This window comes from Pseudomonas sp. TMB3-21, from assembly GCF_054898145.1.
On the sequence record NZ_CM142718.1, the window covers coordinates 990145 to 1010877 of the forward strand.

Here is a 20733-nt window from a genome sequence, read left to right on the forward strand (position 1 = left end):
ACGGGCTACTCCGTGTCTTCGATCAGAAATTTTCCCGCGGATTGAACGCGGCTTTGCGGGCCAGCTCCTGCCATAACGCCTTGACCTCATCGTCTGCAGTTTTCGGCATGACGGCCTTGAGCTGCACGAACAGGTAGCCACGTTCGCCCGCTTTGTTCAGCAAGCCGTGACCTTTGGCGCGCATACGCTGGCCATTCTGGCTGCCGGCCGGCACCTTGAGGTTGATCTTGCCGGTCAGCGTCGGCACCGCCACTTCAGCGCCCAGGGCCAATTCCCACGGCGCCAGCGGCAAGGTGATGATCAGGTTTTCGCCTTCGACGTCGAACTTGGGATGCGGCGCGAAACGGATAATCAGGTACAAATCGCCGTTCGCCCCGCCACCAATGCCGGGCGCACCCTGCCCCTTGAGGCGGATGCGCTCGCCGTCGGTCACGCCGGCCGGAATCTTCACGTTGAGGCTTTTGGTGGTGTTGCTCACATGCTGGCCGGCAGCGTTGTACTGCGGCACCTGGAACGTAACCTTCTTGGATTCGTTCGCCAGAGTCTCTTCGAGAAAAACCGCTAATTCCATTTCCACGTCTTGCCCTCTACGTCCGGTGCTGCGACGCGACTCTCCACCACCATTGAAGCCCGGCCCACGGCTGCCGAAGATCGAACTGAAAAAGTCCGAAAAATCGCCCGTGTCCTGACCACCACCGAATCCGCCTGCACCGCGACCTTGCCACCCGGGCGGGCCCTGGAAAGGCTGGCCATGCTGACCATACTTGCGCAGGTCGTCATATTCGGCGCGCTTGTCGGCACTTTTCAGCGCCTCATAGGCCTCCGACGCGTCCTTGAACTTGGACTCGGCGTCTTTTTCCTTGCTGACATCGGGGTGGTATTTGCGCGCAAGTTTGCGATAAGCGGCCTTGATGGTCTTATCGTCCGCGGTCGGTTCCACACCGAGAATCTTGTAATAGTCTTTGAAGTCCATCGTGGGAATCACCATCCATTATCGAAATCGCGCAGCCAGGTACAGCATGCTCTTGTTTGGCGGTGTCTGGATTGACCGATCTCAAGGGTGTGACCGGGCGGCGCAGCAGAAGTTTATCGGCAGCGGCGGGTGGTTCTTGCGACCGCCCGATGGCTGCCAGAGCCAATGCAGACAAGTTTGGGGCATCCGCCCATCTTATCAAGGCGCTTGTGAGTGATTTAGCGGATAGTCGGCCTTCGAATCTGTGCCGCACTGACATACACTGCGCGGCCGTTTTTTAACCGGAACCCGAAAGACATGAAGAACGCATCTCCAGCCCGTGCCTGCGGTATCGACTTCGGCACATCCAACTCCACCGTCGGCTGGCTGCGCCCCGGCATGGAAACGCTGATCGCGCTGGAGGACGACAAGATCACTCTGCCATCGGTGGTCTTCTTCAACATGGAAGAACGCCGCCCGGTGTACGGCCGCCTGGCGCTGCACGAATACCTGGAAGGCTACGAAGGCCGGCTGATGCGCTCGCTCAAGAGCCTGCTGGGTTCCAAACTGATCAAGCACGACACCAGCGTCCTCGGCACGGCCATGCCGTTCAAGGATCTGCTCGGGTTGTTTATCGGCCAGTTGAAGCTGCGTGCCGAAACCGCGGCCGGTCGCGAGTTCGAGGAAGTGGTGTTGGGCCGCCCGGTGTTTTTCGTCGACGACGATGAAATGGCCGACCAGGAAGCCGAGAACACCTTGGTCGATGTGGCCCGTACCATCGGTTTCAAGGACGTGTCATTCCAGTACGAACCGATCGCAGCAGCCTTCGACTACGAGTCGACCATTGAGAAAGAAGAGCTGGTGCTGATCGTCGACATTGGCGGCGGTACCTCCGACTTTTCCCTGGTGCGGCTGTCGCCCGAGCGGCGCCACTATGACAACCGTCATGACGACATCCTCGCCACCGGCGGCGTACACATCGGCGGTACCGATTTCGACAAGCAATTGAGCCTGCAAGGCCTGATGCCGCTGTTCGGTTATGGCAGCCGGATGAAGAGCGGCGCGTACATGCCGACCAGCCACCACATGAACCTGGCGACCTGGCACACCATCAACTCGGTGTACTCGCAGAAATCTACCCTGGCCTTGGGCAGCATGCGCTACGACATCGAAGACACCGGCGGCATCGACCGTCTGTTCAAGTTGATCGAGCAACGCGCCGGGCACTGGCTGGCCATGGAAGTGGAAGAAACCAAGATCCAGCTGACCCACGCCGACAGTCGCCACGTGCCGCTGGACCGCATCGAGCCGGGGCTGAGCGTGGAGCTGAGCCGGGCGCTGTTCGAGTCGGCCATCGACAACCTGCTGGAGCGCGTGCGCAACAGCGTGACCCGGTTGCTGACCGACGCCAATGTGCGCGTGGATCAGGTCGACACGGTGTTCTTTACCGGTGGTTCGAGCGGGATTCCGGCACTGCGCAACAGTGTCTCGGCGATGTTGCCGAACGCGCGGCATGTGGAAGGCAACATCTTTGGCAGCATCGGCAGCGGTTTGGCGATTGAAGCCGCCAAGCGTTACGGCCCGATGGATTGACTCCAACACCCTGTAGTGACGGGGATCCCTTGTGGCGAGGGGATTTATCCCCGTTGGACTGCGCAGCAGTCCTAAAACCATTCACTCAGTAATCCTGAAGAAATGCAGGGACTGCTTTGCAGTCCGACGGGGATAAATCCCCTCGCCACAATTATCCATCACCACAATGGATCACTCGATCAAACCATCCCCACCTGTTTAAGCTCGCTTTTCAGATACGCATAATAAATCGGCCCTGCCACGACTCCCGGCAGGCCGAATGCGGCCTCGAACACCAGCATCGCCAAGAGCAACTCCCACGACTTGGCACTGATCTGCCCGCCGACAATCCGCGCGTTGAGAAAGTATTCGAGCTTGTGGATAACAATCAGGTAGCCCAGCGCCGCCACCGCGACCCAGATCGACAGCGACAAACCGACAATCGTGATCAGCGTGTTCGAGATCAGGTTGCCGATAACCGGCAGCAGGCCGAGCAGGAACGTCAGCACGATCAGGGTTTTGGTCAGCGGCAACTTGATGCCAAGCATCGGCAACACCACCGCCAGGAAAATCCCGGTGAAGAAGGTGTTGAGCAGGGAAATCTTGATCTGCGCAAACACGATATTGCGAAAGGCCTGGACCAGCAGGTGCAGACGATCGAACAGCGCGGCCGCCAGCGGTTTACGTTTGGTCAGGTCCGGCACGCGCTGCAGGGCGATGATTGCGCCGAGCACCATACCGATCAGCAACGTCACAAACATGTGCGCGGCATCCTTGCCGACCAGTTGCAGATCGCTGAGGTGCTTGCTCATCCATTCGCCTATGGCTACGCGAAATTCGGCGGCGCTGGCAGGGAGGTAGGCATCAATGAACGGCGGCAGTTGCCCGCGCGCCCGATCGACCACGACCATGAATTTGTCGAGTGAAGCCCCAGGGTTTTCGGCCTCGTGCAGCAGAAAGCTGATGGCGCCGGCGAAGAGCAACGCCAGGGCGCTGACTACCAAGGTGCCCAGCAATGCCACCGCCAGCCAGCGCGCGCGTCGACCTTCGATCAAGCGCTGCAACTGCGGAGTAAGCATGTTGACCAGTTCGAACACCAGCAAGCCGGCCAGCAGGCTGGGTAATAACCGAAGCGGAAGCACCAGCAGCAAGCCACCAAAGATGATGACCCAACTGATCACCAGCAAAACCTGGCGTTGAGAAAACGTTGGCATACAGCCTCAAAACGAACGGCGTAAAAGGATTGGCAGTCTGCCAGCGTTCCGATGGGAGCACTAGGAATTGTGTGGGTCGTCTTCGGTGGGACTTTCGGCGCTCTTTCAGGCCTCATCGCGGGCAAGCCCGCTCCCACAGGTATCTCGAGTGCCTGCACATTTTTTGCTCGACACTGAAAACTGTGGGAGCGGGCTTTCCCGCGATGAGGCCCTCACAGCCCGTGCCTGTTCCAGCCTGACGTTATTTCTTCTTCAAACAATCGCTCATGAACGCCTTGCGCTCATCGCCCTTCAGCGCTTTGGTCGCGGCATCGGCATTGCAGGTTTTCATCTTCTGCTGCTGCGCGGTCAACACCTTGTCATCATTGGCCGCAGGCGCGGCCTTTAGGCAAGTGCTCATGAAGGCCTTGCGCTCATCGCCCTTGAGGCTTTTCGCGGTGGCGTCAGCGTTGCAAGTGGTCATCTTGTTCTGTTGGGCCGTGGCGGCAAAACCCTGGGCACACATCAGCAAACCGATCATCAACAAAGGGGCACGCAACATCTTCATGGTGTCTTCTCCTTGTTGCCGCACCGAGCAGTGCGGCCTCGATTTGCAGTGTAGACAACGCTTGTTACACCACCATCGCCGAGACAGTGGATAATCGCCCCTCATTAACGCTGTGGCTATTTCTGATGCAATATGCTTTTCCACTGCTGGCCATTTTCATCTGGGCCGGCAACACCGTGATTACCAAAATGTCAGCCGGGGCGATCTTCCCCGCCGAGATCGGTTTTTACCGCTGGCTGCTGGCGGGATTGCTGTTCACGCCGTTCATGCTCAGACCTGTGATCGCTCACTGGCCAGCCATTCGCCCGAACCTGGGCAAGATTTTTGTCCTCGGCGTGTTGGGGATGGCGGTGTATCAAAGCCTGGCGTACTTCGCAGCGTCACTGACGTCGGCTACCAACATGGGCATCATCCTGTCGCTGATGCCGTTGATGTCGCTGGCGATGGCCATAGTCAGCCTCGGCCAACGGCTGACGGCAGGCGCATTGGCGGGAGCGCTGCTGTCGTTGATCGGCGTGTTGGTGGTGGTGTCCTCCGGCAGCCTCGGCGTGTTGCTCGAACACGGCGTGAATCTGGGCGACGCGATGATGCTGATCGCGACCCTGGCCTATGCGATCTACAGCACGTTATTGAAAAAATGGCAGCTGCGCCTGCCACCGCTGGTGTTGTTGTATCTGCAGGTGTGGGTGGCGGTGGTGGTGTTGTTTCCGCTGTTTGCCCTGTCGGCGAAGACCGGCCTGACCTCGCAGAACATTCCGTTGGTGCTTTACGCCTGTTTGCTGGCCTCGATGGTAGCGCCGCTGGCGTGGATGCAAGCGGTGGTGCGTCTGGGACCGAGCCGAACCACACTGTTTTTTAATCTGCTGCCGTTGATTACCGCGCTCATCGCGGCAGTGGTGCTTAACGAACAGCTGGCGCTGTATCACCTGGTGGGCGGGCTGCTGACGCTGGGCGGTGTGATTCTTTCGGAGCGCTGGACGACGGTATTGGGCCGCGCGTAATCAACTGTGGCCAGGGAGCTTGCTCCCGCCGGGCTGCGCAGCAGACCCTTTTTGCGCCCGCTTCGCGCTCGAACGGGAGCAAGCTCCCTGGCCACAATGGGTTACACGCCAGCCGCCTTCAAACGCGCCGCATGCTCGACAAACAACCGCACCGGCTCGGCGCCCTTGCCAACCAAACCTAGCGACTGGTTGACGATGTCGAAGTGATCCAGCGCAAATTCATCACCAATCACCGTGCCCAAGTGCGAGCTGTAACGACCGACCATCCCGTCACAATGCCCAGCCTCGCGCACGAAGGTCCTGGCGAACAGACGGCAACTGCGGTTGGTGCCGTCGAACAGATTACGCCCGCGATCAGTCTTGCCTGGCTGCAAGGTGCCGGACCACGAGTAATAGCGCACGCCGTTGACCTCTTCGGGCCCATGCCCGCCCCAGGTTTGCGGCAGGCCCTGTGGAAAACGTTGATTGAACACAGCGACCCCGGCCGTCGTCAGGGAATCATGCGAGGCCTGAATGTCGACCGGCAATTTCGGCCCGCGATAACCGGTGTCCAGCAGGCTCATCAGCGCACCAATCACGCGCAGCAAAAATGCGAGCAGGCGACCTTTGGCGCTGTTTGACGGGTAATGCTTGTGCAGATAATCCGCCAGTTCCGAGCCATGATTCGGCCCGGCCACCGAGGTAACTGACGCCACAAGATCCGGCCGTTTCCCTGCGGCATAACGCGCCGTCAGCGAGCCCTGGCTGTGACCGATCAGGTTGACCTTCGCCGCGCCCGTCTCGCGCAGAATTTCGTCGATCCGCGCCAGCAGCTGCTCGCCGCGCACCTCACTCGAATTGAGCGGCGAGACCTGCACAGCAATCACAGTCGCACCACCCCGGCGCAACGCCGCGATGATCCCGAACCAATACGGGTAAAGCACCAGTCGGATAAACCCGAGCATTCCGGGGACCAGTACGATGGGATAACGCGGGGCGCAAGCTTGCGACATGGGCATACATCCTTGTGATTGGCGAATGACGCAAGGCGCGATGCAAGACGTCAGCCAAGCATCGCCATGCACCGTGACAACTCGACGATCAGTCTATGCCGTCCACGCTACTTCAGGTCCACCCCGCGCATCCGGGTATTTTCACTACATATCGCATCAAACTTTTTTGGCACGCAGGCCCGACCACCCGACGTAGCTTCGAAGACTGACTCAGGAAGAAGAGCAGGCCGGTGATATGGCGGACATCCTGAACGATCTATAAGGGAATATGATGACTGCTCTGCCGCAATGAGGTCCGCGGCAGGCAGCTAAGCGATATAAGAGTCGGAATCGTATGGGGAATATGATTGACTCAGTTAGACGCTATCGAATATCGCGAGTCCAGGTTGCAGATCAGATGATCGCGTTCACTCGGCAGCATTTCCTTAACGAGACTGCGCAGACCTTTTCGCTCGTAGTATTTCTTGTCCAGTACCCGTCTCGTTACCTGGACGGTTACTTCCCCTAAGATAGTTTCGCTTTCGAACCGGTGCCCCATAAAACCAGCGTCCACGTCTTCGGTGGTCTTAAAGAACACCAAAACATTACTCACCGCAGGGCCAGGTTCAACCAGCGAGTACCGCAGGCAGAAAGTAGCTACCTGTTGAGTGCTGACCGTAGAAACGCGAAAAACAGCGTGTTCCCCGGTTTCTGCCATCAATCCTTCAGCGACCGAAGGTTTCTGTAGTGCATCAATCAGCCTGCCCATCTGAATATTATGGGCAGCACCCAAGGCTGCATTTAGCTTTTGCATCACTGCTTCTTCCAGCACAAACCCAAGTATTGCGTCAGGTGTGTAGCTATAAGTGGTAGAGCTTGATAAATCCCATTTCAGCTGCCTCATCGCCTTGCTGTTTTCAATACTCCACTGCTGCGGATTTTGAAACCTGTCCGCTTCCGAGTTAGCATAGAGTTCAGCGAACAGAAGCGAATTCACTACATCCTCGTCCCACTGAGTTGAGAATCCAGCGCCAATCGAAACGAAGTTCCCTGCTACTATAGATACGTCATCCTTGATCATGTAATTACTCCATAAAGCTTAATCAAAGTTTCACACCATTGAAAAAGTCTTCTGAACTTTTATCAAGGCTATCATAAATCATGTCAACATTTCGGTTATAAATCCTCATATTAAGCTGCATGACAGATGCGACTTTTTTCATTTTGGTCTGAGAAGAATTCCACTTCCATAACCAAAAACCACCCGACTGCTTTTGCATAGACACGTCAGCGGCTATAAAGCAGGCAATTGCCGTGCCTCCGGGTGTTTGAATGCACGGCAGAACCCTGAAATCCCTACCCACTCCGCTTTCACTATTCTTATCGAATGACGTGGATAAGGAATCGTCCGACTTCAGTGCGTTTATAGTGCTGCCCATCACATCCAGGAATGCAGAAACATTCCTGCCGGCCACTAATTTTACGATATCAAAAACAACATTTTCCATCGTGGCGTTCACGGTTTTGTTTACGTGATCTTCATATTTAAATCCGGTGGTAGTCCAACCGCAATGATGGAGAGCAGTATTATAAAAGGCGTGCCATCCAATAGGATCCAGCGACTTATTTGTTTCCGAGTCGGCATAACGTTCGGCAAAGTGGATGCTGTCCGCGGCAGCATCTTTCTTGTCGTCATCAAGGTTATCGGTAAAGCCGATTGCAGCTGGGGCATCATAGCCCAACAGAAGATCTGAATTCGCAATTTTTGCGTCATTCAAGGCAGAGAAAGACCTCGGCTGAATCGTCGGAAAAGCATTAACTGGACGGGTAAATTTTACTGTATTAAAAAAAGCCCGACTTTCCAGCTCACTCGGTAATAGAATACTCATTTCAACATCCTTTTTGTAAGAGAGATAATTTTTACGACCAGCTCAACGGCTGGTAGTTAGAATCTAACTTCTCTTACCGAGACTTTCCACATTCCATACAAGTCATTTTATTACTAAGCACAGACACACAACTTCTTCTACTAAGTACCCCCCCCAAGTACTTAGCCATATGCGCTTGATCGCCTGTCTGGCATATCCAGAGCTACTAACCGCTTATTTAAAATCCAGCTATCCCCCCACTTAAATTCTAGACTCTTAAATTCAGCTTATCTCCACATGAGATTCCGCGGACAGCACTTCCCTGATTCAATTCTTCACAGTCTTAGGCGCCTTGCCCGCCTTCATTTGTTCCAGCAACGGTGCACATTGATTAGGTTCACCACCGCTCGGTGCCACTAACGCCAGCAAACCCGCCGCCGGTGCAGCAATTACCCCCAGAGCAACCATGCCGGCACCGCGCAACAGCAACGGCACCGCTTTCACGCCCGCATCCGGCTTGATGAACTTGCCACGCACATACAGCGGTGAACGCAGCGAAATCAACCGCCACCCCTTGGACTCCGGGGTGACAAGGAGGTCCAGTTGTTCCGTCGCCATGTTTGCCGTGCCATCGATGTAAATGATGGCGTTCTCGGTATCGAAGACGAAAAGTCGCGTCGTCGCCAGGCCCGTCTTTATGTCGAAGTCGGCAGCCGCGCAATTAATCTTCACTTCCTTGTCGCCAAAGATCTTGCTCACAACATAATTGCCGACGTTCAAACCCGCCAACTCCATCAACTCGCGGCTGATGGCGCCGTCATTGATCAACATTTTCAGGTTGCCATTGGCAGTGCCTAAAAGCTTGGCCACAGAGTTGCCGCGACCACTGATGTCGGCATCGCCATTGAGCTCGCCGAAACTGGTCTTCATCGGCTCGAAGGTCGGGAACAGTTGTTTGAGTTTGAAACCCCGCGCGGTCAGTTTCGCCGTGCCTTCCAGCGGTTCGGTATGCCCATTCAGACGGATTTGCGCATCGAGCTTGCCGCCAGCCACTCCAAAACGCAGCGGCTCGAGACTCAGCACGCCGTCGCTGAGGATCAGGTGCGTGTAGAGATCGCTGAACGGCAGTTGTTCGCTGTGGACGATGCGTTTGCCGGTAAATTCGACATCGGCGTCCATGTCGCGCCAGCGCTCGGTCTTGAACTCTTCGACCGGCAGCACCTTATCGGTCGGCTGCTTGCTTTCACCGCCGCGAGCCTTTTGCTTGGCATTGGAATCCGCGCCGATCAATGGGGCCAGGTCGGCGAACAGCAATTGGTTGGAGACCAGCGAACCGCTAAGTTTGGGCCGTGGCTGACTGCCCACATAGGCGAGGCTGCCATGAATATCGCTGTCACCGATCTTGCCGTTAAAGTTTTCGTAGCGGAACACCGCGCCACCGGGCTCACGCAACTTGGCGATCAAGTGACCGTCGGTGGCATAGGGCGGGGTATCCGGCAGCGTCACGCCGGTCAGCGGATACAGATTGCCGAGGCTGCTGCCGGCGAGTTTGAGGCGCAGGTCCAAAGCGCCAAGGTTAAGCGGATCGGTCAGCGTACCGGCCAGTTCGACGCTGGTGTCAGCGATTTTCACCTGCGCCTGGAGCGGGAATGGCCGCGACGAATCCTGCAGCGCCAACAGCCCGCCGATCTTGCCTTCACCCGCCAGCTTCTGCTGATGATAGTGGCCTTTAACCTTCAGCCCGAACGCATAATCTTGCGGATTCGAACCTTTCTCCTGGGCGGTTTTCGCCGCTTTTTCACCAACGATGTCGCTGAACGGGATCGGCTTGCCCAGTGGGTCGATGATCAGATCAAGCTCGGTTTTCAGGGTCTGGTCATCAAGGGTGACGTGGCCCTTGTCGAAACCTATCGCGCCAATATCGACCACCCAATTTGAAGGCTCGGCGTCCGGATCCTTTGGATCGAACTTGAAGGTCCAGTTGGCACGACCATCGGCCAGACGCTGGAGGTCGGCATTGGGCTCGGTCAGATCAATGCGCGGGATCGTCACCCGTTGCGCCAACAAGGCCAACGGTGAAATACGCAGTTCGACGCGTTTGAGCGTGACCATCTGTGGTTGCTTCGACCAGTCCGGGTTACCGAGGCTGAGGTCTTGCGCCACCACGTGCGGCCATGGCACCCAGGCGCGCCATCCGCCCTCGTCGGGTTCACGACGCCACACCACAGCGAGATTGCCGTTGATGGCAAACGGTCGGTGGAGTTCTTCAGAGACTTTTTCGTTGATGGTCGGTTTGATCCGGTTCCAATCGAAGAACGCGATGATCAGTACCAACACCGCCAGCAGAACAACAAGGCTGGCGAAGATCCAGGCAAAAATTTTCGGGGTGCGCGTCATTGCACAGGGCTCCTGATACGACTGAGCGCCCGGACTGCGACGCACATGTGAAACGTTAGGCCGGAACGGCCTGTTATGAAACCTAGGACTGGGAAACGGCCCGCAGGTTTAACTGAAATACCGCTTAACACTCATATAACCGCCTGACGACATCCTGCCGGCGCATTGGAGCGTTACCTCCCGTGCGCGATTGCGTTGCGAAGATGGGTGGAAAATACCCACTCCAGTGCAAAAACGATCGCCGGAAACACCTGTTCTAGAGCCTCCCAGCCGAACAATCAATTCCGTTGATTATTACCATTGCGTTTATGAACTTTTATATCGACTTATCGAGAGTAGCATTGCCCTCGTACCCACTTTAACGCCCTCCCAAGGAGCACCTGATCATGAAAAGCCAATTACTGCTAAGTATTACTCTTTCGATGCTGGCCAGCAGCGCATTCGCATTGCCAGCTGCTGAACAGGCTACCCCGCAAGTGAAATCCGCTTCGGTATACAGCCATACCGTCGCTGCGGATGGTTCTGACCGCACTCCACAAGGTCAAACGCTTGCCGAAGGCGGTAACGATCGCCTGAAAGAAAAAGGCCTGATCACTGAAGGCGGCTCCGATCGTACGCCACAAGGCCAGACCCTTGCTGAAGGCGGTTCCGATCGCACCCCACAAGGCCAGACCCTTGCTGAAGGCGGTTCCGATCGCACCCCACAAGGCCAGACCCTTGCTGAAGGCGGTTCCGATCGCACCCCACAAGGCCAGACCCTCGCCGAAGGCGGTGGTGATCGCACGCCACAAGGTCAGACTCTCGCTGAAGGCGGTGGTGATCGCACTCCACAAGGCCAGACCCTCGCCGAAGGCGGTGGTGATCGTGTCATCGAACGCAATAGCCGTTTGAGCTAAGCCCATGATGGCCACGAAAAAAAGCCCAATCACCGGATTGGGCTTTTGACTTTCAGACCCCTTCAGTTGTTGCCTTTCCCCGCGTAAATCCTCCGCTAGTCGTTCGACGCCGGCAAAGCCGATTTGCTAAAGTGCGCCGCTGTCCCGTTCAGAAAAACCTTGCGATGCTGCCCCGCGCCGAACAGAAACAACAAACCCGCAATGCCTTGATGGACGCTGCCCGCCATCTGATGGAGTGTGGCCGCGGCTTCGGCAGCCTGAGCCTGCGCGAAGTGGCGAAAACGGCGGGAATCGTTCCCACTGGTTTTTACCGGCATTTCGCAGATATGGATGAGCTTGGCCTGGTATTGGTGAGCGAGGTCGGCCAGACATTCCGTGAAACTATACGCCTGGTGCGCCATAACGAATTTGTGATGGGCGGCATTATTGATGCCTCCGTGCGCATTTTTCTCGACGTGGTATCTGCCAACCGCTCACAGTTCCTGTTTCTCGCTCGCGAGCAATACGGCGGATCGCTGCCAGTGCGTCTGGCTATTGGTCGATTGCGCGAGGACATCAGCTCAGACCTCGCGGCTGACTTGTCACTCATGCCAAAACTGCAGCATCTGGATCTTGCCGGTTTGAGCGTGATGGCCGACCTGGTAGTGAAAAGCGTATTTGCCACTTTGCCGGATATCATCGATCCCCCGCCGCACGACCTCCCCGAGCATTTGACGCCGCAAGCCAAGATCACTCAGCAGTTGCGATTCATCTTCATTGGACTCAAGCACTGGCAGGGTCTGGGCAGCACGGAATAACCCCCCTTTATGCAGAAGCAGAGCTGCTTCTGAAAGAGTCACTCCCTTTGCCACATTTTGGTGCCAGACTTTAATGCGGCGCCCCATTTCTATGCAGCCAGACTTGAATTCCCCCATCGCTCCTACGATTCCGTAAGGCATTTCCTACAGATCTTCCCGATTGGCAAGCCCCTTGCTCTAGCCTGACTTACGTTCATTGCTGGAAGCTTTCCGATGCTGGTGATCCATCGCAGAATCGACCCTCAATCTGTCTGGGCCGCCGAGTTGCACCTCACCTTCGAAGCCCGCAGTAAAAGCCGTTTGCGCTGTTTCAGTGCCGAAGGTGAAGACGTCGGGCTCTTTCTGGAGCGCGGTCAACCGCCGCTGCACGATGGCGAATGCCTTGAGGCAGAAGACGGCAGAATCGTCCGCGTCTGCGCGCGTCCCGAGCAACTGCTGCATGTCACCTGCGCCAATCCCTTCGAGCTGACCCGTGCGGCTTATCACCTCGGCAATCGCCACGTCGCCTTGCAAGTAGGCGATGGCTGGCTGCGCTTGCTCGACGACTATGTGCTCAAGGCGATGCTCGAACAGCTGGATGCCAATGTCGAGCATATCGAAGCGTCGTTTCAGCCTGAGCACGGCGCTTACGGCGGTGGCCATCACCACTCCCGGCAGGGCGAGGAAGCCTTCAATTACGCGCCGAAACTGCACCAGTTCGGCGTGCGTTTATGAATCCAGCCTGGGCGCTGTTACGTCTGGCCAGTCCGCAGTTGCCGATTGGCGGCTACAGCTATTCGCAGGGACTGGAGATGGCTGTGGATAACGGCCGGGTGAGTGATTCCGAGAGCGCGCGACGCTGGATCAGCGATCAGTTATTGCTGAACCTTGCACGCTTTGAAGCACCGCTGCTGCTTGCTCATTGCACGGCAGCGGCCGAGGAAAACTGGGCCGATCTGTTGCAGCATTGCGAAGAACATCGCGCCAGTCGCGAGACTCGGGAGTTGCACCAGGAAAGCCGGCAGATGGGTTACTCGCTGCAACAACTGCTCAACGGGCTGCCCGAACTGGACGCAGCGGCCCGGGCGTTTCTTGTGCAACGTGCCGAGCCGCACCTGGCCCTCGGCTGGGCGCTGGCGGCGCGTGCCTGGCAAATCGAACCGCAAGACGCGCTCGCGGCGTGGCTGTGGAGCTGGCTGGAAAACCAATTGGCGGTGTTGATGAAGACCCTGCCGCTGGGCCAGCAAGCCGCGCAACGCCTGACCAGCCAACTGCTGCCACTGCTGCAGCAAGCGCAACAGCACGCCAGCCACATCACACCCGAACATTACGGCAGCGCTGCTTTCGGCCTGTCTCTGGCAAGCATGGCCCACGAGCGCCAGTACAGCCGCCTGTTTCGTTCCTAGGGCCTTTTACTTTGGAGAATCACATGAACGCTCAACCTTTGCGTGTCGGCATCGGCGGCCCGGTCGGTTCCGGCAAGACGGCTCTGACGTTGGCGCTGTGTCTGGCACTGCGCGATCGCTATAACCTCGCCGTGGTCACCAACGATATTTACACCCGCGAAGATGCCGATTTTCTGGTGCGCAACGAAGCGCTCGCCCCTGAGCGGATTATCGGCGTGGAGACCGGCGGCTGCCCGCACACGGCGATCCGCGAAGACGCGTCGATCAACCTGGAAGCGGTGGACCAACTGAACCGACGCTTTCCGGGGCTTGATCTGATTCTGGTGGAGTCTGGCGGGGACAACCTGTCGGCGACGTTCAGCCCGGAGCTGTCCGACCTGACGATCTATGTGATCGATGTGTCGGCCGGCGACAAGCTGCCGCGCAAGGGTGGACCGGGCATCTGCAAATCCGATCTGCTGGTGATCAACAAGATCGACCTCGCGCCGCTGGTGGGCGCATCGCTGGAAATGATGGACAGCGACACCCGCCGCATGCGCAGCGGCAAGCCGTTTGTCTTCAGTAACCAGAAAACAGGTCTGGGGCTGGAAGAGATCATCGCCTTCATCGAACGCCAAGGCTTGCTGACCGCAGCCTGATCAAAATTTCAACAAGGAAGCTTAGCCATGACATTGAAACGCACTCTGGTCACCCTGGCCCTTTTGGTGACGCCAGCCATTGCACTCGCTCATCCGGGCCATGGTGACAACGGGTTGATCGCCGGCATTAGCCACCCTATCGGTGGTCTCGATCACTTGCTGGCAATGCTGGCCGTCGGCTTGTGGGCGGCGCAGCAGCAAGGCGCCGCGCGTTGGGCGCTGCCCTGCACGTTTGTCGGCACGATGCTGATCGGCGGGTTATTGGGTTTTCAAGGGCTGAATTTGCCGGCGCTGGAAAGTGGCATCGCCGCGTCGGTGCTGGCGCTGGGGCTGGCTGTTGCGCTGGCGGTGCGACCGCCATTGAGCCTGGCGGTCGCGGCGACAGCATTATTTGCGCTGTTCCACGGTGTTGCGCATGGCCTGGAATTGCCCGACATGTCCAGCCCTTGGGCGTATGCAGCCGGTTTCGTGGCGGCAACGGCCGCGTTGCATGCGGCGGGTTATGCGGTGGTGCGAGTATTGCCTCGGGCGGCGGCGCCGTTGGTGCGTTTGGCCGGAGCAGCTTCGGCGGCGACCGGCGTGTGGTTGCTGGCTGGCTGATTTCTTTATCGCCTGTAATGGCCTCATCGCGAGCAAGCTCGGCTCCCACAGTGGAATGCGTACTCTGTGGGAGCTCTGCTCACAGTGGAATACTTACTCTGTGGGAGCCGAGCTTGCTCGCGATAGCGGTCTGACAGACACCGCCTCTCTCCGACCGGGCTGTCTGCTAACATGGCGCGCAATTAAACCTGCCGTGACGACGCCAGCCAATGCCGCATCAGCCCCGCTCCACTCCCCAGCCTGAACTGACCGCACTGTTCGCCTCGGTGCAACAGCATTTCCGGGACGTGATCGTGCCACTCTGGCAAGGTCCGGGCTGGAATGCCGACATGGCGCTGCCTTACGAAGCGCTGGATGCGGATCACCATCCGCTGCCACCTCAACGCTACCGGGCCATGGCCTGCGCGCGGCAGTTGTACGTGTTTTCCAGCTTGACCGGCCAACTGGCGGGCGCCGAAGAGCGTGCGGCTGCTTTGTTCCGATCGTTGCAGCAGCATTTCCACGACGCTGAACATGGTGGCTGGTTCTACAGCATCGACCCGCAAGGCGCTCCGCTCGATCGGCGCAAGGATCTCTACACCCACGCTTTCATCCTGTTTGCCTGCGCCCACTACTGGGACAAAGTTCGCGAGCCGTTGGTGGAGTCAGTGCTCAACGCCACACTTAAAGTGATCGCGCAGCGTTTCGCGACGAATGACGGCCTCTACGAAGCCTGCCTCGAACAGGACTGGTCTTCCTTGGACACAGGGCCGCTGCAGAATCCGCTGATGCACTTGGCTGAAGCGTTTCTTGCGACGCTGTCGATTCGTGCAGACGCGCCGGTGCAGCGTGCCCTTGTCGAGTTATGCACCGGGATGCATCAGCGTTTTATCGATCCACAGCATGATGTGTTGATGGAAAAGCCATTGGGTGCTGTGGATAACTGGTTCGAACCTGGCCATCAGTTCGAGTGGTATTACCTGCTGGAATCATCGCCGTTGTTGCGCGGCTCGCCGCTGCACACTTCACTCGACCGAGCTTTTACGTTCACCGAGCAACTGGGCGTCGAAGAATCGAGTGGCGCCGTGCGGGCCATGTTGACGCTGGACGGGCAAGCGAAAGATGCCACCCAGCGCATCTGGGCCCAGGCTGAATACCTGCGGGCGCTGACGTTGCGAGCGAACAGCGACGCTGCAGTCATCCGCCAGTTGCAGGCGTTGCTGCAGCACTCTTTGCATGCGCGAGGCTGGTATGAATGTCGCGATGCGAACGGTGAAGTGAGTCGCCGCGATATGCCTTCAACGACGCCTTATCATTTGGCGACCTGTTATCGCGGTTTGGCTGAATATCTCGCTGACTGAGAGATAGTCATCGCGAGCAAGCTTTGCTCCCACAGGGTCAGTGTTTAACCCTGTGGGAGCGCGGCTTGCCCGCGATGGCCGTTACACAGTCTTAAGCCTTGTCACCACTGCGATTGATCGCAAACCCACTCCACGACTGACTCACCGGCATCAACTCCAGGCTGTTGATGTTGATGTGCGCTGGCGAGTTCAGCACCCAGAAAATCGTGTCGGCGATGTCTTGCGGCTGAATCGGCTCGGCGCCGGCGTAAGTGGCGTTGTAACGCTCCTGATCACCGGCAAAACGCACCAGCGAAAATTCGCTTTCGCACAGGCCCGGCTCAATATTGCTGACGCGCACGCCGGTCCCTTGCAGGTCGCAGCGCAGGTTCAGCGAGAACTGTTTGACGAATGCCTTGCTCGCCCCATACACGTGACTGCCCGGGTACGGATAATTGCCGGCGACCGAGCCGAGGTTGATGATGCCGGCACCACGGCCGTGGGCGATCAGTCGTGGCAACAACAGACGCGTGCTGTACATCAGGCCCTTGATGTTGGTGTCGACCATTGTGTCCCAATCATCCAGGTCGCACTTCGGCGCTGGGTCCGCACCAAGCGCCAGGCCAGCGTTGTTGATCAGCCCGCGCAGTTTGGCGAAGGATGGCGGGAGATTGGCAATGGCCTCTTCCATGGCCTGGCGATCACGCACGTCGAGCACAATCCCGTGCACTTCAGTCTGCTTCGACAGTTCGGCGCACAGGGCATTGAGGCGTTCTTCACGACGGCCTGTCAGCACCAGTTTCCAGCCCGCATCGGCGAAACGACGAGCGCAGGCTTCACCAAAACCAGAGGTTGCTCCGGTAATAAACAGGGTGTTGGACATCGTGTTCTCCTTGCTTCGGCCGACGCGCAGCCATTGGAATAGAAAATCAGCTGGCAGCATGCCCGGCCTTGCAGGCAGCGGCAACCACTGTGCAATTGCTCAAATAACAACCAATCGCCGTAAAACCTCTCGCTGCATGGCCTGCAGCCATGTGCGCGCACCTTATCCACAGGCCGGTCCACAGTTTTCGGGGGCAAGTAAAAAAGCTGCAAGCCGCTGTGCACAAGGCTTTCCGAGCTCTTTTAAAACTTTTTTGCTTGACCCCTGGATGCCGGCTGTGTACCTCAAGGCGTTTTGCACGACGGGACTATGGAATCGGCGATGGCGCGAAGCCAGCAACCACGGCACTCAGCGGAGTCTTTCCAGAGTTTAACCACAGACTTATCCACAGGCTTGTACCCGGCTGTTCGAGTGGGATTGGCTGCTGATAAAAAGGTTGACAAAGACACTTGCCAGCGCCAAGAAACTCACCGATCAAAAAACAACCACATCGCTACAAGCCACGGCCCCAAAGGCCTGCAGCCATGTACCACCACGTTATTCACAGCCACTTCCACAGCAAACGGGGACAACTCAAAACCGTGATAAAACAGCCATTTGCAGCGTCTTTATGTCGCGGTTTCGGAGCTTGGTGAATTTGTTTTCCACAATTTGCCGAAACGCCAAATTTCCGATGTGGGAGCAAAGCTTGCTCGCGATAGCGGAGGTTCAAACTCCTTACGTTTGATGCGGTACACCATCGCGAGCAAGCTGTGCTCCTACGGATTCAGAACGTAAAAAAGCCCCGATGATTGCTCACCGGGGCCTGGGTGTTTCAACAGACTTCAATGCCCGCCGAGGTAAGCGTTGCGCACCTCTTCGTTCACCAGCAGCTCCTTGCCGCTGCCCGTCAGACGGATTTCGCCGTTAACCATCACATACGCCCGGTCCGAAAGCTTGAGCGCGTGGTTGGCGTTCTGTTCAACGAGGAAAATGGTCATGCCGGTTTTCGCTAACTCCCGCAGGGTGGAAAATATCTGTTTGACCACAATCGGCGCCAGCCCAAGGCTCGGCTCATCGAGCAGCAAAAGCTTTGGCCGGCTCATCAGTGCACGGGCGATGGCGAGCATCTGCTGTTCGCCACCGGACATCGTCATGGCGCGTTGCGTGCGCCGTTCCTCGAGCCGCGGAAACAGTTCGAACATGCGCTGCATGTCTTCCTTTGCATATTTATCGCCGATCGGAATGGTGCCCATCAGCAGGTTTTCCTCGACGGTCATGTCGGGGAACACCCGTCGGCCTTCTGGCGACTGCGCAATGCCGTGCGACGCGATGTAGTGGGATGACTTGTGGGTAATGTCCACGCCCTGATACATGATCTGCCCGCTCGCTGCCCGCGGCTGGCCGAAAATCGACATCAGCAGGGTCGATTTGCCGGCGCCGTTGGAGCCGATCAGGCTGACAGTTTCCCCTTCATTGATCTGCAGCGAGACTTTCTTGAGCGCCTGGATCGGGCCATAAAACACGTCCAGTTCTTTAAGTTCGAGGATGGGTTGGCTCATAGCACCACTTCCTCTTCATCAGCGCCCAGATAGGCCGCAATCACTTTCGGGTCATTGCGAATGGCGTCGGGTCCGCCTTCGGCGATAACGATGCCGTGGTCCAGCACCACGATGTGGTCGGAAATACTCATAACCATGCCCATGTCGTGTTCGATCAGCACCACGGTCAGATCGTGCTCGTCGCGCAGCAGCCGGATCATCGCGCTCAGCGCTTCGGTTTCCTGTGGGTTGAGGCCGGCAGCCGGTTCGTCGAGGCAGATGATCTGCGGCCGGGTACACATGGCCCGGGCAATCTCCAGACGGCGTTGCTGACCGTAGGACAATTCACCGGCCAAGCGGTTGGCGCAATCCACCAGGTCCACCACTTCCAGCCAGTAGAAAGCGTGATCAAGCGCATCGCTTTCGGCTTTGCGGTAAGCCTTGGTGTTGAGAATGCCAGCCAGCAGGTTGCGGTTGACCCACATGTGCTGGGCCACCAGCAGGTTTTCCAGTACCGACATTTCCTTGAACAGGCGAATGTTCTGGAAGGTACGCGCCAGTCCCGCCCGGTTGACCAGGTGAGTGCCACCGAACATCTTGTAGTACATACGGCTGAGGAAGGATTTCGGCGAGACGAAATCGGTGGGTTTGAACGACTCACCCAGCAACTGAATGACGTTGGTTTCCTGGCCACGAACATTGAGTTCGATCTTGCCGCCGGAGGCCTTGTAGAAACCGGTGAGGCAGTTGAACACAGTCGTCTTGCCGGCACCGTTTGGGCCGATCAGGGCAAAAATCGAGTTGCGATGGACCTTCAGGCTGACATCGCTCAGCGCCTTGATGCCGCCAAAGTGCATCATCAGCTTCTCTACAGAGAGGACGACTTCGCTCATGGCGCTACTCCTTTACGCGGCGTCACACCGGTACGGCTGATACGAATCAGGCCGCGCGGTCGCCAGATCATCATCAACACCATCAACACGCCGAACAGCAGCACACGGTATTCAGCGAAACCACGCAGCAGTTCCGGCGCGACGGTCAGCACGAATGCTGCGATGACCACGCCGATGGTAGAGCCCATGCCGCCCAGCACCACGATGGCGAGGATCAGTGCCGATTCGAAGAAGGTAAACGAGGTCGGGTTGACGAAGCCCTGATAAGTGGCGAAGAACACCCCGGCCAGACCGGCCGTCGATGCGCCGATGGTGAACGCCGAGAGTTTCACCAGTACGTGGTTGAGGCCCATGGAGCGGCAAGCGATCTCGTCTTCGCGCAACGCTTCCCAGGCGCGTCCGACCGGCATGCGGGTCAGGCGATGCTTGACGTAAAGCACGGCCAGTACGACCAGGAACAACACGGCGTAGATGAAGTAATACTTTACGTCAGGGTTGTAGGCGATGCCGAAGTACTCGTGGAAGGGAACACCGCCCTCCTTCGCCCGTTTGCCGAACTCCAGACCGAAGAAAGTCGGCAGTGGTGCTGCCATCCCGTTCGGGCCGCCGGTCAGCGACAGCCAGTTGTTGAGCACCAGACGAATGATTTCGCCGAAACCCAGGGTCACGATCGCCAGGTAATCGCCGTGCAGACGCAGCACGGGGAAGCCGAGAATGCATCCGGCAAGACCGGCCATGATTGCCGCCAGTGGCAACACCGTCCAGAAACCCAGCCCCAGGTATTGATAACCGAGCGCCAGGCCGTACGCGCCGATCGCATAGAACGCCACGTAACCCAGATCGAGCAGCCCGGCCAGGCCGACCACGATGTTCAGCCCCAGACCGAGCAGCACATAGATCAGCCCGAGGATAACCACGCCCAACAGGTAGGAGTTGGAGAAGAACGGGAAGATCACGGCAACGACGATCAGTATCGGGATGATCCAGCGCAACCGGGATTTGTAATCCGGCGGCAGTACATGCACGCCGGAGCCAGTAGTTTCAAATCCTTCGAGGATGCGCAGGCCCTTTGGCGTTTGCAGGAACAGGCTCAAAGCAAAACGGCCCGCCATGACAATGGCGACAATCCAGGCGACCCGCGTCGTTTCCATATTGAAGCCGTAGCCATCAAGGACCACGCCGACTATCGGCCCAAAAACGATCAGGGCTACAAGGCCGGCGAGTATGGCGTCAACCAGGCTTCTTTTGAGATCAATGGTTTTTTGAGTGGTTGAAGACAT

At 57.6% G+C, this 20733-nt stretch carries 20 protein-coding genes and 1 pseudogene; 10 read left to right on the forward strand and 11 right to left on the reverse strand.

From position 1 onward, the window contains the following. Window positions 1–22: 22 nt before the first annotated feature. The gene (locus ACYZTS_RS04665; RefSeq protein ID WP_028623419.1) at window positions 23–973 is read right to left on the reverse strand and encodes a DnaJ C-terminal domain-containing protein; all 951 of its coding nucleotides are present in this window, start codon (window positions 971–973) and stop codon (window positions 23–25) included. Between the two features lie 297 nt (window positions 974–1270). Here ACYZTS_RS04665 and ACYZTS_RS04670 point away from each other — a divergent pair, with 297 nt between their 5' ends. Continuing rightward, window positions 1271–2545: an Hsp70 family protein gene (locus ACYZTS_RS04670; protein ID WP_461994379.1), complete on the forward strand. Its 1275-nt coding sequence runs from the start codon at window positions 1271–1273 to the stop codon at window positions 2543–2545. Window positions 2546–2724: 179 nt separating this feature from the next. Here ACYZTS_RS04670 and ACYZTS_RS04675 read toward each other — a convergent pair whose 3' ends face one another. Together ACYZTS_RS04675 and ACYZTS_RS04680 are read right to left on the reverse strand one after the other, a co-directional pair. Next, entirely contained in the window at window positions 2725–3738 is a 1014-nt protein-coding gene (locus ACYZTS_RS04675) for an AI-2E family transporter (RefSeq protein ID WP_028624640.1), read from the reverse strand. Window positions 3739–3979: 241 nt separating this feature from the next. Continuing rightward, window positions 3980–4285 carry a PsiF family protein gene (locus tag ACYZTS_RS04680; RefSeq protein WP_028624641.1) on the reverse strand — a complete coding sequence of 102 codons (306 nt, stop codon included), beginning with the start codon at window positions 4283–4285 and terminating at the stop codon, window positions 3980–3982. 125 nt (window positions 4286–4410) lie between these two features. On the opposite strand from ACYZTS_RS04680, the gene ACYZTS_RS04685 reads away from it, so the two are divergent. Continuing rightward, window positions 4411–5286 (forward strand): DMT family transporter, encoded by an 876-nt coding sequence (locus tag ACYZTS_RS04685; protein ID WP_461994381.1) that lies wholly within the window; start codon window positions 4411–4413, stop codon window positions 5284–5286. Between the two features lie 101 nt (window positions 5287–5387). Here the strand turns inward: ACYZTS_RS04685 and ACYZTS_RS04690 are convergent, their stop codons facing one another. Further along, window positions 5388–6278 carry an esterase/lipase family protein gene (locus ACYZTS_RS04690; protein WP_461994383.1) on the reverse strand — a complete coding sequence of 297 codons (891 nt, stop codon included), beginning with the start codon at window positions 6276–6278 and terminating at the stop codon, window positions 5388–5390. Between the two features lie 179 nt (window positions 6279–6457). Here ACYZTS_RS04690 and ACYZTS_RS04695 point away from each other — a divergent pair. Further along, window positions 6458–6540: pseudogene (locus ACYZTS_RS04695) on the forward strand (hypothetical protein); the annotation flags it as partial. Window positions 6541–6630: 90 nt separating this feature from the next. On the opposite strand, the gene ACYZTS_RS04700 reads toward ACYZTS_RS04695, so the two are convergent. The 3 genes from ACYZTS_RS04700 to ACYZTS_RS04710 all read right to left on the reverse strand — a co-directional run bounded on the left by ACYZTS_RS04700 (window position 6631) and on the right by ACYZTS_RS04710 (window position 10522). After that, window positions 6631–7338 (reverse strand): hypothetical protein, encoded by a 708-nt coding sequence (locus tag ACYZTS_RS04700; RefSeq protein ID WP_461994385.1) that lies wholly within the window; start codon window positions 7336–7338, stop codon window positions 6631–6633. Window positions 7339–7360: 22 nt separating this feature from the next. After that, window positions 7361–8146 (reverse strand): hypothetical protein, encoded by a 786-nt coding sequence (locus tag ACYZTS_RS04705; protein WP_461994388.1) that lies wholly within the window; start codon window positions 8144–8146, stop codon window positions 7361–7363. Window positions 8147–8452: 306 nt separating this feature from the next. After that, on the reverse strand, window positions 8453–10522 hold the full coding sequence (locus ACYZTS_RS04710; RefSeq protein ID WP_461994394.1) for an AsmA family protein: 2070 nt from the start codon (window positions 10520–10522) through the stop codon (window positions 8453–8455). Window positions 10523–10908: 386 nt separating this feature from the next. Between ACYZTS_RS04710 and ACYZTS_RS04715 the strand changes: the two genes are divergently transcribed. The 7 genes from ACYZTS_RS04715 (at window position 10909) to ACYZTS_RS04745 (ending at window position 16178) form a co-directional block, all read left to right on the forward strand. Beyond that, window positions 10909–11418, forward strand: a complete 510-nt coding sequence (locus tag ACYZTS_RS04715) for a WD40 repeat domain-containing protein (protein WP_461994396.1) — start codon at window positions 10909–10911, stop codon at window positions 11416–11418. Window positions 11419–11582: 164 nt separating this feature from the next. Beyond that, window positions 11583–12215, forward strand: coding sequence for a TetR family transcriptional regulator (locus ACYZTS_RS04720; protein WP_028621466.1), 633 nt, complete (start codon window positions 11583–11585; stop codon window positions 12213–12215). A 213-nt stretch (window positions 12216–12428) separates the two neighbouring features. Beyond that, window positions 12429–12929, forward strand: a complete 501-nt coding sequence (ureE, locus tag ACYZTS_RS04725) for an urease accessory protein UreE (RefSeq protein ID WP_461994398.1) — start codon at window positions 12429–12431, stop codon at window positions 12927–12929. Further along, window positions 12926–13600 carry an urease accessory protein UreF gene (locus ACYZTS_RS04730; protein ID WP_028622037.1) on the forward strand — a complete coding sequence of 225 codons (675 nt, stop codon included), beginning with the start codon at window positions 12926–12928 and terminating at the stop codon, window positions 13598–13600. The genes ureE and ACYZTS_RS04730 overlap by 4 nt, the downstream gene beginning before the upstream one ends. A 23-nt stretch (window positions 13601–13623) precedes the next feature. Then, window positions 13624–14238, forward strand: coding sequence for an urease accessory protein UreG (gene ureG, locus ACYZTS_RS04735; protein WP_461994400.1), 615 nt, complete (start codon window positions 13624–13626; stop codon window positions 14236–14238). Between the two features lie 27 nt (window positions 14239–14265). Further along, window positions 14266–14838: a HupE/UreJ family protein gene (locus ACYZTS_RS04740; RefSeq protein ID WP_028622035.1), complete on the forward strand. Its 573-nt coding sequence runs from the start codon at window positions 14266–14268 to the stop codon at window positions 14836–14838. A gap of 209 nt (window positions 14839–15047) precedes the next feature. After that, the gene (locus ACYZTS_RS04745) at window positions 15048–16178 is read left to right on the forward strand and encodes an AGE family epimerase/isomerase (RefSeq protein ID WP_461994403.1); all 1131 of its coding nucleotides are present in this window, start codon (window positions 15048–15050) and stop codon (window positions 16176–16178) included. 91 nt (window positions 16179–16269) lie between these two features. Here ACYZTS_RS04745 and ACYZTS_RS04750 read toward each other — a convergent pair whose 3' ends face one another. The 4 genes from ACYZTS_RS04750 to livM form a co-directional block, all read right to left on the reverse strand. After that, window positions 16270–17040, reverse strand: coding sequence for an SDR family oxidoreductase (locus tag ACYZTS_RS04750; RefSeq protein WP_461994405.1), 771 nt, complete (start codon window positions 17038–17040; stop codon window positions 16270–16272). Window positions 17041–17864: 824 nt separating this feature from the next. Continuing rightward, window positions 17865–18581 (reverse strand): ABC transporter ATP-binding protein, encoded by a 717-nt coding sequence (locus ACYZTS_RS04755; protein ID WP_028622032.1) that lies wholly within the window; start codon window positions 18579–18581, stop codon window positions 17865–17867. Further along, window positions 18578–19453 carry an ATP-binding cassette domain-containing protein gene (locus tag ACYZTS_RS04760; RefSeq protein ID WP_028622031.1) on the reverse strand — a complete coding sequence of 292 codons (876 nt, stop codon included), beginning with the start codon at window positions 19451–19453 and terminating at the stop codon, window positions 18578–18580. The genes ACYZTS_RS04755 and ACYZTS_RS04760 overlap by 4 nt, the downstream gene beginning before the upstream one ends. After that, on the reverse strand, window positions 19450–20733 hold the full coding sequence (gene livM, locus ACYZTS_RS04765; RefSeq protein WP_028622030.1) for a high-affinity branched-chain amino acid ABC transporter permease LivM: 1284 nt from the start codon (window positions 20731–20733) through the stop codon (window positions 19450–19452). The genes ACYZTS_RS04760 and livM overlap by 4 nt, the downstream gene beginning before the upstream one ends.

What these genes read in the sequence shown, in the direction of transcription:
- ACYZTS_RS04665 (WP_028623419.1), bottom strand. Translation starts at nt 973, where the DNA reads ATGGACTTCAAAGACTATTACAAGATTCTCGGTGTGGAACCGACCGCG.
- ACYZTS_RS04670 (WP_461994379.1), top strand. Translation starts at nt 1,271, where the DNA reads ATGAAGAACGCATCTCCAGCCCGTGCCTGCGGTATCGACTTCGGCACA.
- ACYZTS_RS04675 (WP_028624640.1), bottom strand. Translation starts at nt 3,738, where the DNA reads ATGCCAACGTTTTCTCAACGCCAGGTTTTGCTGGTGATCAGTTGGGTC.
- ACYZTS_RS04680 (WP_028624641.1), bottom strand. Translation starts at nt 4,285, where the DNA reads ATGAAGATGTTGCGTGCCCCTTTGTTGATGATCGGTTTGCTGATGTGT.
- ACYZTS_RS04685 (WP_461994381.1), top strand. Translation starts at nt 4,411, where the DNA reads ATGCAATATGCTTTTCCACTGCTGGCCATTTTCATCTGGGCCGGCAAC.
- ACYZTS_RS04690 (WP_461994383.1), bottom strand. Translation starts at nt 6,278, where the DNA reads ATGTCGCAAGCTTGCGCCCCGCGTTATCCCATCGTACTGGTCCCCGGA.
- ACYZTS_RS04700 (WP_461994385.1), bottom strand. Translation starts at nt 7,338, where the DNA reads ATGATCAAGGATGACGTATCTATAGTAGCAGGGAACTTCGTTTCGATT.
- ACYZTS_RS04705 (WP_461994388.1), bottom strand. Translation starts at nt 8,146, where the DNA reads ATGAGTATTCTATTACCGAGTGAGCTGGAAAGTCGGGCTTTTTTTAAT.
- ACYZTS_RS04710 (WP_461994394.1), bottom strand. Translation starts at nt 10,522, where the DNA reads ATGACGCGCACCCCGAAAATTTTTGCCTGGATCTTCGCCAGCCTTGTT.
- ACYZTS_RS04715 (WP_461994396.1), top strand. Translation starts at nt 10,909, where the DNA reads ATGAAAAGCCAATTACTGCTAAGTATTACTCTTTCGATGCTGGCCAGC.
- ACYZTS_RS04720 (WP_028621466.1), top strand. Translation starts at nt 11,583, where the DNA reads ATGCTGCCCCGCGCCGAACAGAAACAACAAACCCGCAATGCCTTGATG.
- ureE (WP_461994398.1), top strand. Translation starts at nt 12,429, where the DNA reads ATGCTGGTGATCCATCGCAGAATCGACCCTCAATCTGTCTGGGCCGCC.
- ACYZTS_RS04730 (WP_028622037.1), top strand. Translation starts at nt 12,926, where the DNA reads ATGAATCCAGCCTGGGCGCTGTTACGTCTGGCCAGTCCGCAGTTGCCG.
- ureG (WP_461994400.1), top strand. Translation starts at nt 13,624, where the DNA reads ATGAACGCTCAACCTTTGCGTGTCGGCATCGGCGGCCCGGTCGGTTCC.
- ACYZTS_RS04740 (WP_028622035.1), top strand. Translation starts at nt 14,266, where the DNA reads ATGACATTGAAACGCACTCTGGTCACCCTGGCCCTTTTGGTGACGCCA.
- ACYZTS_RS04745 (WP_461994403.1), top strand. Translation starts at nt 15,048, where the DNA reads ATGCCGCATCAGCCCCGCTCCACTCCCCAGCCTGAACTGACCGCACTG.
- ACYZTS_RS04750 (WP_461994405.1), bottom strand. Translation starts at nt 17,040, where the DNA reads ATGTCCAACACCCTGTTTATTACCGGAGCAACCTCTGGTTTTGGTGAA.
- ACYZTS_RS04755 (WP_028622032.1), bottom strand. Translation starts at nt 18,581, where the DNA reads ATGAGCCAACCCATCCTCGAACTTAAAGAACTGGACGTGTTTTATGGC.
- ACYZTS_RS04760 (WP_028622031.1), bottom strand. Translation starts at nt 19,453, where the DNA reads ATGAGCGAAGTCGTCCTCTCTGTAGAGAAGCTGATGATGCACTTTGGC.
- livM (WP_028622030.1), bottom strand. Translation starts at nt 20,733, where the DNA reads ATGTCTTCAACCACTCAAAAAACCATTGATCTCAAAAGAAGCCTGGTT.